The organism is Pristimantibacillus sp. PTI5 (assembly GCF_048572955.1).
In the GTDB taxonomy this organism is placed as follows: Bacteria; Bacillota; Bacilli; order Paenibacillales; family Paenibacillaceae; genus Pristimantibacillus.
Genome location: NZ_CP183886.1, coordinates 1,407,164 through 1,422,344 on the forward strand (window position 1 = coordinate 1,407,164; position 15,181 = coordinate 1,422,344).

Sequence of the window (15,181 nt, forward strand, 5' to 3'; positions counted from 1 at the left end):
ATATCCTCTCATTTCTATTAAGTAGTAGCGGTTCGTCTTAAACGCTCTGAAACTTGCGTGTATTGGCGGGACGGGCCAGGCCCAGGCTCTCGCGCAGCGTCGTGCCTTCATATTCCGTGCGGAATATGCCGCGGTTCTGAAGCTCGGGTATGACCTTGTCTACGAAGATTTCCAGGCCTGTCGGAAAAAGCTGAGGCAGTACGTTAAAGCCGTCAGCCGCATGGTTTCGAAACCATTTCTCGATCAGATCGGCTGTCTGCAGAACAGATCCGGTGAACGTAATATGGCCATGCCCGCCATTGCTCCGATACAGCAGCTGCCGGATGGTGAAATTTTCCCTGCGCGCCGCATCCAGGATAACCTCTTGCCGGCTTCGGATGCCGTTAAACTCTTCGGCCGGCTTCGCTTTGTCGAGCGGCACCGGGGCATCCAATTCGTAATCATTTAAATTAACCGTGAACCGCTCGGATAAGCTGTCCAGCGCGCGCTTCGTATCCACAAAGGAATGCAGCTCCTCCTCCAGCTCGCGGGCCTCGGCTTCCGTATCGGCTACGATAGGGGCAAGACCCGGCAAAATAACGAGCTCATCGGCGGTTCTTCCGTACTTCGCCAGACGGGATTTCACATCGTGGTAAAACTCGCGGCCGGCATCGAAGGTCTGCTGCGCGGTGAAGATCACCTCTGCCGTTTTGGCTGCCAGCTCCTTGCCCAGCTCGGAGGAACCTGCCTGCACGAGCACCGGGTAACCCTGCGGCGGACGAGGAATGTTAAGCGGTCCTTTCACCGCGTACGTATGTCCTTTGAAGTTAATTTCATGGACCTTGTTTGAATCGACTAACTTGCCTCCCTCTTTGTCGAAGATGAGCGCATCGTCCTCCCAGCTGTCCCACAGCTGCTTCACGACTTCCACAAACTCCTCGCCCGTCTCATAACGCTGCGCATGCTCCGGATGTTCGTCTCTGCTGAAATTATGAGCGGCTGAGCCGGCGCCCGTAACGATGTTCCAGCCTGCCCTGCCTCCGCTGATATGGTCCAGCGAAGCAAACTGCCGCGCAATGTGAAACGGCTCGTTGTACACCGTACCCACCGTCGCGATCAAGCCGATATGCTCGGTGACGGAAGCTAATGCCGACAGCAGCGTAAACGGCTCCAGCTTGCTTCCGCCTCCTGCATAACCATCCGCGAGAAAAACGGAATCCAGCTTGCCGCGTTCGGCAATTCTTGCAAGCTGCCCTAAATAATCAATGTCTAACTCCAGCTCGGGATGGGAGTCATCATGGCGCCATGCGCCTGCATGATGTCCCGTAGCCCTTAAAAATACATTCAAGTGAACCTTGCGATTTGCTTCGCTCATGATACATGCACCTCTTTTTCAGATGGTTGGATTTGACTGGCATTTGCCGGACGCGCAAGTCCTAAATGGCCGCGCAAGGTTTGCTCCTCGTAAGAGGTGCGGAACAGGCCGCGATTTTGCAGCTCTGGAATAACCTTATCTACAAACTGCTCCAGACCGCTCGGGTAAATCTGAGGCATCAGGTTAAAGCCGTCCGCCGCGCCGTTCCGAAACCATTTTTCGATTTCATCGGCAAGCTGCAGCGGCGTACCCGTAAAGGTGAAATGCCCTCTTGCTCCCGCCAAGCGGTTAATTAATTGCCTGAGCGTCGGCTGCTCCCGTTCGATCAAATCCAAGATGAGCTGATGGCGGCTCTTCATGCCGTTCACTTGATCCGTGGAATGCGCGCCGTCCAGGCTGACAAGATCATCCAGGGAATGCTGCGACAAATCGATGCCCAGCCGGGAGGACAACCGGTTAATCGCTCCCTCATGGTCGATAAGGCTGAACAATTGATCCTCGATATCCTTTGCCTCCGCCTCCGTATATGCCAGAATCGGACTTAAGCCCGGCAAAATTTTCAGCTGGTCCGCCGTTCTCCCAAACGCGGCTAACCGTGATTTCACGTCTTTATAAAAAGCCTGGGCCTCCCCGAAGGTTAGCTGCGCCGTGAAGATCACCTCCGCTACCTTTGCCGCAAACGCCTTGCCGGTTTCCGAGGAGCCAGCCTGCACGAGCACCGGATAGCCTTGAGGCGGGCGGGCGATATTGAGCGGTCCTTTTACGCGGTAATGCCTCCCTTCATAATCGAGCGACCGGACCTTTGCGGGGTCAATGAGGATGTCGTTTATTTTGTCATTGCGCACCGCGTCATCCTCCCAGCTGTCCCATAATCCCTTCACGATTTCAACGAATTCCTCCGCCGATTCGTACCGCTCATGATGCTCGGGATGCTGTCCTTTGCTAAAATGCTCGGCTGCCGGGCCCGCACCGGTTACGATATTCCAGCCCGCCCTGCCTTTGCTGATATGATCCAAGGATGCAAACTTCCGCGCAACATGGAACGGCTGGTTATAGGTCGTTTCGACCGTGGCAATCAAGCCGATATGCTTCGTTGCCGCCGCTAACGCCGATAACATCGTGAACGGCTCCAGTGAGCCCGAATGCGCCCAGTAGCCGTCTGCCAGAAACACCGAATCCAGCAAGCCCCTCTCGGCGATTTGAGCCAGCTTCAAATAGTGCTTAATATCCACCCCTTTTTCCGGATGCGCATCCGGATGGCGCCACGAGGCTTCATGATGGCCCGAGGCTGCCAGAAACGCGTTTAGGTTAAGCTTCCGTTCCGATCGGCTCATGCTTTCCATACCCCCAATAAAGTTTTTCACAAGCGTAAACGGCTGACGCCGTCATTGCGGCAAAAGCTCGTTTCGTGTTGAAATATAAGCAAAGTATAAGGATGAAATTTATACTTTCTTATATTTTAAAAAACAGCCGGAGCTGCCCTTAGGCATCTCCGGCTGTCCGGTCAATAATCCAATTAAAAATATAAGTTTAGTCGGTATTAATGCGAGTGCTAAAAATTTATCATCTCAAAATCAATCTGTCAACGATTGTTTTTATGCCCTACTCCACTAAACCCGTTCGTTCAACCCCTTCGATAAACCAGCGTTGGGCAAACAGGTAAACGACGAGCAGCGGCATAATGATGAGGAACGACGCGGCCATTTTGACGGCTTCGGCATATACGGTAATCTCCCCCGCTCCTTCGGCCAGCTTCATTTCGCCGGCCATTCTCGCCAGCGTGATCGATAACGGAACGTTTTCGGCCGTAAACATAAACAACGACGGAAAATAAAAATCATTCCAGTTCCATACGAACGAGAACAACACGACGACAACGGTTGCCGACCGGGATATCGGAAACATGACGCGAAAGAACATGCGGAAGGGTCCCGCTCCGTCCATCCGCGCCGCCTCGTCCAGCTCCTTCGGCAGCGTGGAATAGAAGGCGCGGTAGATAATGACGAACATTGCCCCCTTCAAGCCGTGTCCGAATAAGGCCGGAACAACCATCGGCAAAAACGTGTTCAGCCAGCCGAACTCCTTAAAGAGCATGATCGATGGAAGAATCGTAATCTGCGGCGGCATAATAAACGTAAATAATAGCAAGGCTCCCCATACTTTTTTGAACGGAAAATCCAGCCTCGCAAACGCATACCCGGCAATTGCGCAGGAAAATACCTGCAGCACCGCCACCGAGGAAGCGAGCGACACGCTGATAAGAAAGCTTTTGCCATAATTCAGCATGTCGGCCGCCTGCTGCAGATGCCCGAGAAAAATCGTTTTCGGTACCCATATGACGGTCGGATCGAGAATGTTTTGGGCATCCTTCACCATCGTCGTCACCATGTACAGAATCGGCTTAATATAAATAAAGGCGACATTAATCAGAATGATATACACGAACAGCTTGAACAGCAGCCCTTTGTCGATCTCCGCTCCAAGCAGCCTATATCTCATCGCGTTTAAACCTAGACGGAGCTTGTCGTCTGAATAAACCCTCACGGCCGCCCCGCTGCCTCTTTTGACAATCTTCATTTACGCTCACCTCTCCTTCCTGCTTATCTTTTTCCTGATAGCGATTTGTCGACTCTGCTGTAAATGAATAAGGTCAGAAGCACAAAGCTCAGGATAATCGAAAAATAAATCCATGCCAGCGCGCTGGAGCTGCCATAATTGCTCGTATTCACCCGGCTGACGATCGGATTGGACGGGAAGGTGAACAAGTCGACTACAGTGTACATTAAATTCAAGAAAATATAAGGAACGAGGCCCGGAAGCGTAATTTTCCAAAAGGTATTCCACGGACCCGACCCGTCGATGCGGGATGCCTCGTATACGGAAGCCGGAAGCGTCTGCCGTCCCGCTAGGAAGATGAGAATTTGCACCCCCGAATACCAGAGCACGAGCACGAACGAGCTCATGACCTTTTGAATGGGAGCTGCCCATGCCCCGGGTACGTATTCCCGCAAATAATAATCGATTCTGAGCGTCTCCATGATGCTGAGCGAGCCTTCCCCCTGGGCGATAAACTCCTGAACGATTTGACCGGAGGAGAAAATAACCGGAAGAAAAAAGATCACTCGAAACAGCGTCCTCCCCGGGAAGCGCAGATTAAGCAAAATCGCGACTAAAAGCGAAAAGACAAGAATGATCGGGATCATCATGGCCGACTCTCTCAGAAAAGGAAACAGCTCCTCGTAGAGCAAGCTCCCGTTGGCAATCAAGATTTCCCTATAGTGGCTTAATCCGATAAACGTATAGTTCACGCTGTTGACCGTAATTTTGACCTGATGGAAGCTCATATACAAGGAGTAGCCTAATGGAAACGCCACGAATACGAGAAAACCGAACACCCAAGGCGCAATAAACAAGGAGCCTTCAAGCTTCCTTACCGTCGCGGCTTCAAGCTTGCGGTTTAATTTCATTGCTTCGCTCCTCCTTCCACGACTGCAAAGTCTCTCGCCGGAACGAATAGGCCGTCTTCGCTGTAATCCGTATCATTGTAATTGACAACGATCCGGTAATCGCCGCCGTACACCGTTTCCATCACATTTGGCGCCAGCGTGCGGTGGCCGGTTATATACCGGTCCTGCACGGCCGCCAACGCTTCATTCGTTCTCTCGTATTCCTGAAGCAAACCATCGATCCAATCCTTATAGTTCAGGCTGTAATACCAAAGCGAATACGATTTTTTCAAATCATCCGCTTGGTCTCCGCTGAGCACGTAAGCCGGATACGCGCCGTATTCGATGCTCCGCAGAAACCCATCGCCATATTCATTGCGCAGGTTCGACCATTCCAGCGTGTAGGTACGCAGGCCGTGAAGGACGATCTGGGCAAAAGGAATTTCCTCGCTGACGAATACGTCATACGAATAATCATCCGTCAGCCGGTGAACGTGATCCGTTTGATCCAGCGCATAGAAGTTCACATTGTTCGCCGCGGCCGAACCGAGTGCTGTCTTTGTTTTTTCCAAAATGCTGCGCTGCACACCGACGACATCCTCCCTGCTGGCTTGATACCGGCTGTTAAAATCGGTATTTACCTGCTGGCCTATGCCATCCTCGAAATAGATGCCGTCCGCGCCCAAGCTTTTAAAGTCGTCCAAGTCCTTCGATACAACCTTCTCGTAAAACTTAGGGCTGACAAACGCGGCGGCATCCTGGTCCTCGTTTTTCTGCTCCTCCAGCACCGTCCCCGCCAAGTTGCGCAAGCCGTCCCGCCTCCACCAGAACCGGTCATCCCCATTCGTATTCAGCGTATACTTCGCTGTTAAATACACCGGAATATTCAGGCTGTGCGCGAAGGAAATAAACTTTTGCATTCCGCTGTTTCCGCCTAAACGCTTATCTACGGGAAAATAACCGCCATGCGTGCTGTACCCGTCCTGCTGCCAGCCCGAATAATGGATCTGCATATGCTGAATCCCTTTATCATAAATCTGGCGGACAAGCTCCTCCGCCTCTGACGTGGAGGTCGCTTTTAAATAGGCGTCGCTGAACAGTCCCTTCTCAATATCCGCTCCCACAATATCAACGAATAACGGAATATCTTTTTTGGGGGCTTGCAGCGGCTCTACGTCTTTTTCCTTGATTAAATAGTTGCGATACGCCTCAGCCATGCCCGCATAATTGCTTTTCTCCGGGAGCAGCGGATAATAACGCGTGGCGCGGGCATCCGCAATGAACCTATCGCCGCTGTAGGTATAGAAGCCTTCCCCGGTGCTTTTGCTTACGCTTTGGAAGAACTTCTTCCGGTACTGCCATTCGGTGGTTGCCCAGTTTGAACGGCCCACAGAGCCGGAAGGCGCAGCGTAGACATTGGCAAACGCTTCGCCTTGGGAAATGACCGCAAGAAAGGCTTGATCGCCTGACTTCATGCCGTATACGGGCATCGCGATGCGCTGTCTGCCCGTATTTTCGTTGTAATAGGATAAATCCTGCCCATAGACGCTTTCATTATAGGTCAGCTGCTGCATCGTACGGTCTTCTCCGAAGTTGATCAATGAGCCTGACCCGTCCGGCAGCAAAATGTAGCCTTCCTGGCCAACGGACGGCTGCGCTCCGAATAAGGGATAAAGTTTAATATTCAATAAGCTTAATGCGCCTTCCACGATGCCGGAATCGATAATTCTAGTCTCTACATAATCGTCATGGAGGCTTACCTCAACCGGAATTTTAAACTCAACCTTCGGCAGCGCAAAGGTCACCGTAAAGCCGTTATCGGTGGCTTGGAAATTTTCCAAATAACCCTGGTTCTCGATCAATCCGCCCGTTACGGAGGATGATTTGTAGTTTTTCGCATTGACGTATTCCACGATGACGGGCGATGACAGATTATTTTTCCACGTATTCGGCACCGTCTCTTCCTTCCAATACTGCGGGTCCGGATAGGAGCGCCATACCTTGCCGGTCGATTTGCTCAGCACCTGGAAATGGGCCGTCGATTTATCCGCGAGCAGCCTCAGCGTCTCTGACTCCGCGATTAGCTCAAATCCCGCTTCGGCTGGCAGGCCAGCCTTATACGGAGCTGCTCCATTCACATCGAACTGACCCGTGGCAATGACCGCCTCTGCCGCCGGTTTGTTCCAGAAGCCTGCTGCCAGAAAAGCCAGCCATCCTAACAGGGCCAGCACAGCGCCGAGAAGCACAAGCTTAGCGATGAGCTTAGGGTAATAATTGCGGACTGTCATCGGATGACCACCTCCTGGTACAAGGAATTGATAAAGTTAACCAATTCGATGCTGAGACTGATTAGAATAAAGATCAAAACAACGATAATGGCGAGAGCAAGCAGCGTTAAAAGAATGATAAAAACCGCTTCGATGAAGGTATAGTTATGTATGCCTTGAACCATCCAAATCAACAACAAGGCTGCCCATAATACGATCAGCAGTTTTAAGAAATTGTAGATCGAAAGCTCATTCAAGGTTAATACATTCGACAGCATCGTTACTGGTATTCCTATGAGAATAATCGGAAATAAGGCGTAAGAACTGCCGTACAAAACATCCCTGAACCTTCCCTCGCCGCGGAGCAGCGAGCTGATTAAATAGTTGGCGACGACAAAGCTCAGCCAGATCCCGACAAATTGAACCGTGACGGGCAGCAGATCCACGCCGACATGCACAGCCGGATGGAAGATAAAGCTCGTTCCCGCTTGCATATACCCGTAAGAAGCGGCCGCGAGCGCGAACAGGACCAAGCTGCTTAGGATGCCAGCCTTATTCTCGTACCTAATCGCATAGAAGCCGTCGACCGGATGCCGCATCACATAAAATACATGGTTAAGCTGTTCGAGCAGCGGATGCCTCGGACGCGGCTTAGCCGCTCCCTTCCGCTTGAGGCGGAGCTTCGCGGAAAAGGCATTCCGCAGCAGATAGACGATGCCAAGCGCCAGCGCGATATTCATCAGCGTACCGAAGTTGCTTTGGAACCATTTTAACCGGTTTTGCCAGAAGGATTCTGAATAGCCGTTGACGACACCTGCCTCATAAAACAGCTGCTCTGCTCTCTCGTAGTTCTCTTTCTTATAAGCAGCCTTTGCCAGCCCGATCAACGCGGGCGTGTAATGGGCATTCAGCCGGTGAACCTCGCTCCAAAGCGGCTCGCTTTGCTCGTACCTTCCCTCCTGCGTCAGTTGATTCGCTTCATGGACGAGGCTGCCGAACTCCGATAACCGGAGCACTTGAATAAAATTGTTGACGCTGTCCAGTATAAGCAGCTCGCCCCTGGAATTGCTTGCGATCGCCGCTGGCGTTTTTACGATCCCCGTCTTTGAAGTCGCCGTTATGACATCGCCGCCCCAGAAGAACAGCAAATTCCCATTCAAGTCATATTGGCTGACGATATTCCAGACCGAATCGATGACCGTAATGTTGCCCGCGGAGTCCACGGTAATGTCATTCAACTGGGGACTTATGCCTTGCTGTGTAAAGTGAAAAAATTCGCCGTAGGATTTTTCAGGCTGCAGCGCGGCAAACTCCCCTTTTCCTTTGAGCTGATCGAGGCCTGCGATATTAAGCTTTTTGACCTGATCGGTTTGTATTTCTTTCGTAACGGTATAAATAAAGCCATTTTTGTCGATCGTTGCGTTCGCAATGGCCCCTGGCAGCTTCTTAAGTTCCCTTTGATACATCTCCCGTGTATAGACAAAACGTTTGAAGGCATCAAATAATGAAAAGGCTACCCTGTTCGGACCGAAGAAGCTGATGAACTCGCCTTCGGGATCAAGCTGCACCAAGCCTTGGTAAGCGCCCAGCGTCGTTACGTAAATAAAGCCCCGCTTATCTACGATGAGATTGACCGGATCATATTTGAATCCCGCAGGCAAATAGCTGGACTCGGGACGCCCGAAAGCCTTAAGCAGCTTCCCTTCCGGATCCAGCCTCACGACACGGTTATTCCCCGTATCCGCTACGTAAATCTCCCCCGACTTATCGACGTACAAGCCGCTTGGCTTCTTCAGCGGGCTCTCCTCCACCTTTATTTCGCGAATGTATTGCCCTTGCGCGTCCAGGTGCACGATACGGTTATTGCCGGTGTCCGCGATATAGATGTGATCCTTCTCGTCTACAAAGATATCCTTGGGCTGATTGAATGGCAGCTTTGCCTCTTTCCCTGCGTCAGCGGCTCCGCTTGTACCTGCTATCCGCACATTCGAACCGATAATGCCGGCAGGGATATAAGCCGCTTGCGTCTTGACCAGCTGTCCGAATCCATCCTTGTAATAGGTTTCGTACGGTAACTGCGAGGCTGCAGCCTGCAAGCCGGGCCACGCTATGTAAATCGCCGTAATCAGGACCATGATGACCGGACGAATCCGCAGCCTCCTGTTCTTCAAACGATTCCCCCCCTGTTTATTTGATACCCGAATGCGCCATGGTAGAAATGACCTTGCTTTGCAAAAGAATAAAGAAAATCAAGTTCGGAACGAGCATAATAAGCGCCGCTACGGCAGCCGCTCCCTGCCGGGCTACATTGTTCGCCAGATTGCTCGTCAGCGTCGATAAGAAAAAGGGGAAGTTTTTCATCTCGTCATCCTGCATGAACAGCATCGACGTCTCCACGTTGCTCCAAGAATTTTGAAAAGCAAGAATAGCGACCGTAGCTATGGCAGGCATACACATCGGAATGACGATGCGGGCAAATACAATGAATTCATTGGCTCCGTCGATCCTCGAGGCCTCCAGCAGCGAGTCGGGAATCTGGTCCACGAACTGCTTGAGCAGGAAGACGGCGACCGGCAGCGCAAGCACAGGCAGCAGATGGCCCCAATACGTATTCATGATACCGAGGTTGCTCACCACCAGGTACCTCGGAATTTGTATCACCTCCGGCGTAAACATAAGCATAAGAATAATCGCGGCAAAAATAAATTTGCGCCCTGGGAACGGATGCTTTGACAACGGATAAGCGCACAGCGCGCTCACAATCGTCACGCCGGCCACGCTGGCTGCCGATATGAACAGGCTGTTGAACAAATAACGGGATACCGGAACGATGGAGTTCGAGGTTACCCAAAATAGCTCTACGAAGTTCTGGATGCTCGGCTCCTGCACGAAAAACCGAGGCGGATAAACAAATAACTCATGGTATGGCTTGAAGGCATGATTAAAAATATAAATGATCGGAAGAATCATGATGACGGACAGCGCCAGCATGAACAGGTTAAAAATGATTTTCGCGGCTAGACTCGATTGTTTCAGGTGTTATTCCTCCTTCGTACCGAACAACCCCCAGCTAAGCTTGTTCGCAAAATACATTAATATCAGAAGAAACACGGAAACCGCCGCCGCATAGCCCATTTCAAAACGGATGAGGCCATAATCGTTGATATGGTTCACGATCAAATGACCGGCGTATTCCGGCGTCGGGTTTTGCCCGGACAGCTCAACGCCTATGGACCCCGTCTTGAAGGTCGTGACGATTGCCATTACGGCGCCGAACAGCATTTGCGGCTTCATGGACGGTATCGTGATAAACCACAATTCTTGCAAACTATTTTTGATGCCGTCGATTCTCCCTGCTTCATAAAGCGTCGTATCCACATTAAGGATCCCTGCTAGCATCGCCAAAAAGCCAACGCCCATGCTCGACCATAACGTGACGGCAATCATCGAATTCATCAGAAAATCCGGGCTGGTTACCCACAGCTTCGGCACGTCGATAAATCCGGCTTTCAAAAGAAAACTGTTTAGGTAGCCAATCCGGTCTCCCGAAAGCAGGGGGAGCCAGATGATGGTCATGGCGATCCCAACCGTGAGGGAGGGCGTATACATAGCCAGCGCTACCCACTTGCGGTAGCCGCCGCGCAGCCGCGAAATGAGCCACGCGAGCAGAAAGGCCGCTGCATATCCGCCAGGACCGACGATCACCGCGAATTTAAAGGTGTTCGGGAGCGCGTATTTCAAGAACAGCAAATCCTGCGCGATCAAATACTGAAAGTTGCTCCACCCGATAAACCGCGGCGGCTCAATTCCGTTGTAATAGGTGAAGCCTAAGCCAACCGCAGCCACAATGGGAATCACGATAAATAAAGTAAAACAGATGAGAAAAGGCGCAATAAACAAATAAGAGATACGAAACGCCCACAGCTTACTCCACATAGCGGTCAACCCCTTCCCAAGGCTGACCGACAATCGGAATATCCAGCTTCTTCACTTGAGTGCCATTTTCGTCGATAAAACCAAACTCCTGCTGCTTCCTGAGCAGCTCGCGGTTAATGTCCCTCACGGCTTGCTCGAGCGAGGACATGTAATTAGACGTTTTTACAACCGAGCGGACCCAGGCATTATTCATTTCACGCTCCAGGAAATATCCTCCCGGCACGTTAGGAATATCCTTATACCATTTCCATTGGTTCAAAATGATTGCAGCATCCTCCTTTTTCCATGGAAGATTAGTAAAGGCCTCCACATTAGATGTATTCCATCGGAAAGCAACGCCGTTCATGGCTTCCAGATCGGAGCCGTACTGCTCCTGCACCTCGGCGGAAAGCCACCATTTCAGAAACTTCCAGGCTTCTGGCTTTTTGCCCGACTTATCGAAAATCACGCCGGTACGCTGCCCGCCGCCTGCCCAGCGGCTAATGGTGCCGTCCGCTTGCTTCGTTCCCGGTATCAGCGCAATGCCCCAGCGTCCGTTCAGCTCGGGCGCGGCCGCCGACAATTGCACGTACATGTTGTAGTCCGAGATGCCAATCGGCATCGTACCCGTGCGGAAATGCTGATAGAAGCTCGGTACCTCCCGCTCCAAGGCATACGTATTGAATAAATCCGTCCATTGCTTGAAGGCGCCGTACGCCTCGGGCGTATCCAACCCTGATTTAATGCCGCCCGGCTCGTAAAACTCTACGCCGTTTTGATAGAAAAAGTGGGTGAATTCCTTCGGATTTACATAGAAATTCATAAAGTTTTGCTGCAGCGTTGGCAATAGTTGATAGACTTCCTCCCAGGTTTGCGGAATTTCCAGCCCCAAGCGCTCCAATATATCCTTTCTATAATAGAGAACCTGAAACGACTGGGTCTCCGGCACGCCGTAATAACCGCCGTTATAATGAAGCGGAAGCCAGGAACCGGGACTAAACTCCGGGTAAAGCTGTTTAAAATCATCAAATTCGCTCAAATCCTGCAGCGACCCGCGAATGGCATAATCAACCGGCAAATCCTGCGTTAAGCCAAGCGCAATATCCGGCTGGACGCCCGCAGCGTTAGACATCAGCAGCAGCTCCGGGTTCGGCAGCAGATTCACCTTTACTTCAATGCCCGTCTCCGGCGTAAAGGACTCATCAGCCAATTGCTGCAGCTGGTCGACATAATCCCTTCCCCGCTGAACCCATATATTAAGCTTTTTGTCGTCCATTTCTTTCAAGCTGTCCCTTGCGTCAAACGAGTAGACAAAGTTTTGGGCTCCGCCCCACATCCGGTTAAAAAAACCAGCCTCCATATTGGGCGCATCCGATTTTTCCGGAATGATATAGATCTCATCCAGCTGAAGCGATTGCTTCATCAGCGTATCAATAAACGACGCGAATTTTTCCCGCATGGAGGCGATCTCTTCCACCTGGTAAGGAATCTCCTCCGGCTTGCGGAGCAGCGCCCGCAGATCCTTCGCCGACGTATCGAGCCCTTGGCTGATAGAATCCTTTTTCCCGTTCGTTTGGACAACTCTGTTGGACAATGCCCCCATCACCTCGGCCGCAAGCGCCATCCGGTCTGTCAAACCGGGGAAATCCTGATCCATATTCCAGGAACGGTTGCGATCGATCGTTTTTTTGGTACTGGAGCCTGTAACCGTGCGCAAATCCCAATCTATGGCGTCCAGATGGGCAATCAGCTTCTCCAAATCGACAATAATCGGTTTCACGGGGGACTGCGTAACCGCAAGCGATAAGGTATGTGTCCCCTTCTCCAGCTTCAGCAAATACGGATGTTTGCTTTTATCCTGCAAAATCATGCCGTTCCAGCCCGTGGAATAAGGGAAACCATAAGCCAAAAATTGTTGAAACGGCACCTCGCCGTCTATCTTCACGGTCCGGAAGGAAGTCTTCTGCGCAATGGTATTTTGCAAGGCTCGGAAGCCAATTTTGTACAGCCCGGTCTCCGGCACTTCGACCGACCAGGAAATCTCCTGGTTTTGTTCCAGCCACCGCAGGCCGCCCACAGTGTTATAAACAATTCTTCCTTTATAACGCGGGAGAGTGCGGGAATTCTTATCCGAAAACAGCTTGATCGCCGTATCGTTTTTCGTCGAGAAATTTTCGGCCTGCAGCGTCAGTATATTGCCGCCAATCGCTGCCGCATTCTCATTCTGCTCTGCGAACTCCTCGTAAGCAGGAATCGTCCGGCTTGGGCGGAGCTCGATTTTCTCAATCGCCACCGGGTCATACCCTTTCAAACGAATCGTATGCGTCCCCTGCGGGAAATGCCATTGCAAAGGCTGCGCATATGCCCCTCCCGAATCTATGAAAGGCTTCTCGCTCCAGCTCGAAACATCAACCGAACGAGGGCGAATCTCATCGCCGTCTGCGTTTTTCAATAAGGGACGGACATCTTCCCAGGTACGGTACAACGAGATGGAGGAGGCTTCCCTAAACGGCCTTTGGCCGTCTATCGTGACTTCCCACCCAACCGGTCCTTTTCTTCCGGTATCCTTTAACGGGTGATAAGAAACATGGATTTCATACAGCGCACTCTCTGCAACGTCAACCTTATATTCGACCCATCCGGTATCGCTCGCATTCCAAAGCAGCACATTTGTTTTTCCCTCGTACTCCCCCGTTTTAATTTCTTGGTCATTGGACACAGCGGACGGCTTCGCCCCTTCCACCGATATGGAGGCGTTAGCGTTTTCCAGCCCTTGCTCCTGCCATTTTGCGAGTGCCTCGCTAAAATAAGGCTCAGTCTCATACTCGAATGTTGCGGTGAGGCCCGCGTAATTAACCTCAGCCGTTTCCTCGCCGGATACGGAGCTTACCGCCGTTCCAGACGAAAGCAGCCATGCCGCAATCACGATGCTGCCGCCATACACGAACCACTTTGGTTTCTTTTTCATAACGGGAAACCGCTCTCCTCCTTCGCGCAAATCCATTTATTCCGTAAATCTCGCACCGGTATCCTTATGGAAAAAATGGGCCTTTGAAATATCCAGCTCCACCTTCACTTTCTCGTTTTCAGCAAACCGATTGTCGGGATCTACCCTGGCAATCAACGGTTTTTCCTGTCCGATATCCAAATATAGAAAACGGTCGGCTCCCATCAGCTCATTATCCCGATACGTTCCGGTGATGATCGTCTCCGAAAATAAACCCTCCAGCTTCACATTTTCCGGCCTTATTCCTAATATCACCGATTTGTTTACTTGGTTATTATGGCGCAAAATATCCTCGGTCGCTTCATTTATCTTCAAGCTAAAGCGGTTCGTATGAAATTCCAATCTGCCCTGCGGGCTTTCTTGAACGCGTCCATGGATGAAATTGATTTGCGGCGAGCCGATAAAGCTCGCTACGAACGTATTCGCCGGCTTGGAATAAATCAGCTCCGGGGTATCGCATTGCTGAATGACTCCGCCCTTCATCACGACGATGCGATCGGCCATCGTCATCGCTTCCACCTGGTCATGCGTCACGAATATAAAGGTCGTGCCTAATTTTTTGTGCAGCTTCGTAATTTCCATGCGCATCGTCACGCGAAGCTTCGCGTCTAAGTTCGACAGCGGCTCATCCATTAGAAACAGCTTCGGATCGCGTACGATTGCTCTGCCCAGCGCTACCCGCTGGCGTTGCCCGCCCGAGAGCTCCTTCGGCTTGCGGTGCAAGTATGCCTCGATTTCCAAAATTCGGCTCGCATTTTTGACCGCCAAATCGATCTCATGCTTAGGCAGCTTTCGCATCCGAAGTCCAAACGCGATATTCTCATAAACGCTTAGATTTGGATAAAGAGCATAGTTTTGAAAAACCATGGAAATATCCCGGTCCTTTGGCGGGAGCTTATTAACCAGCTGGTCCCCGATGAAAATTTCACCCTCGGTAATATCCTCAAGTCCGGCAATCATTCGGAGAGTCGTCGATTTCCCGCAGCCGGAAGGCCCTACGAACACAATAAACTCCTTATCCTTTATCTCCAGCTGGAAATCCTGCACAACTGCGTGTTTGTCTTTGCCATACCGTTTGTACAAATGATTAATGGTAACCGCCGCCACATAATGACCTCCTATCATGACTATATTCCCGCAAACAAAAATGAGGATATCAGGCCTTGCTCTGATATCCTCCATTGATATGGTA

The 15,181-nt window shown here is 51.3% G+C and carries 10 protein-coding genes; all 10 read right to left on the minus strand.

Annotated features, from left to right (window positions below):
- Nucleotides 1-37: 37 nt before the first annotated feature.
- The 10 genes from ACN6MW_RS06490 to ACN6MW_RS06535 all read right to left on the minus strand — a co-directional run bounded on the left by ACN6MW_RS06490 (nt 38) and on the right by ACN6MW_RS06535 (nt 15,096).
- Entirely contained in the window at nt 38-1,354 is a 1,317-nt protein-coding gene (locus tag ACN6MW_RS06490; protein ID WP_419874721.1) for an LLM class flavin-dependent oxidoreductase, read from the minus strand.
- Nucleotides 1,351-2,688 (minus strand): LLM class flavin-dependent oxidoreductase, encoded by a 1,338-nt coding sequence (locus ACN6MW_RS06495; protein ID WP_419874722.1) that lies wholly within the window; start codon nt 2,686-2,688, stop codon nt 1,351-1,353. Before ACN6MW_RS06495 ends, ACN6MW_RS06490 begins: the two co-directional genes overlap by 4 nt.
- A gap of 268 nt (nt 2,689-2,956) precedes the next feature.
- Nucleotides 2,957-3,931, minus strand: a complete 975-nt coding sequence (locus tag ACN6MW_RS06500) for a carbohydrate ABC transporter permease (protein ID WP_419874723.1) — start codon at nt 3,929-3,931, stop codon at nt 2,957-2,959.
- A gap of 23 nt (nt 3,932-3,954) precedes the next feature.
- Nucleotides 3,955-4,821, minus strand: coding sequence for a carbohydrate ABC transporter permease (locus ACN6MW_RS06505; protein WP_364146207.1), 867 nt, complete (start codon nt 4,819-4,821; stop codon nt 3,955-3,957).
- Nucleotides 4,818-7,088, minus strand: coding sequence for a DUF5696 domain-containing protein (locus ACN6MW_RS06510; RefSeq protein WP_419874724.1), 2,271 nt, complete (start codon nt 7,086-7,088; stop codon nt 4,818-4,820). The genes ACN6MW_RS06505 and ACN6MW_RS06510 overlap by 4 nt, the downstream gene beginning before the upstream one ends.
- Nucleotides 7,085-9,238 (minus strand): YIP1 family protein, encoded by a 2,154-nt coding sequence (locus ACN6MW_RS06515; protein WP_419874725.1) that lies wholly within the window; start codon nt 9,236-9,238, stop codon nt 7,085-7,087. The genes ACN6MW_RS06510 and ACN6MW_RS06515 overlap by 4 nt, the downstream gene beginning before the upstream one ends.
- 16 nt (nt 9,239-9,254) lie before the next feature.
- The gene (locus tag ACN6MW_RS06520) at nt 9,255-10,037 is read right to left on the minus strand and encodes a carbohydrate ABC transporter permease (RefSeq protein WP_419874726.1); all 783 of its coding nucleotides are present in this window, start codon (nt 10,035-10,037) and stop codon (nt 9,255-9,257) included.
- A 69-nt stretch (nt 10,038-10,106) separates the two neighbouring features.
- Nucleotides 10,107-11,003 carry a carbohydrate ABC transporter permease gene (locus ACN6MW_RS06525; RefSeq protein WP_419874727.1) on the minus strand — a complete coding sequence of 299 codons (897 nt, stop codon included), beginning with the start codon at nt 11,001-11,003 and terminating at the stop codon, nt 10,107-10,109.
- On the minus strand, nt 10,993-13,950 hold the full coding sequence (locus ACN6MW_RS06530) for an extracellular solute-binding protein (RefSeq protein WP_419874728.1): 2,958 nt from the start codon (nt 13,948-13,950) through the stop codon (nt 10,993-10,995). The genes ACN6MW_RS06525 and ACN6MW_RS06530 overlap by 11 nt, the downstream gene beginning before the upstream one ends.
- Nucleotides 13,951-13,986: 36 nt before the next feature.
- A complete protein-coding gene (locus ACN6MW_RS06535) occupies nt 13,987-15,096 on the minus strand; it encodes an ABC transporter ATP-binding protein (protein ID WP_419874729.1) in 1,110 nt (369 codons plus the stop codon).
- Between the last annotated feature and the right edge of the window lie 85 nt (nt 15,097-15,181).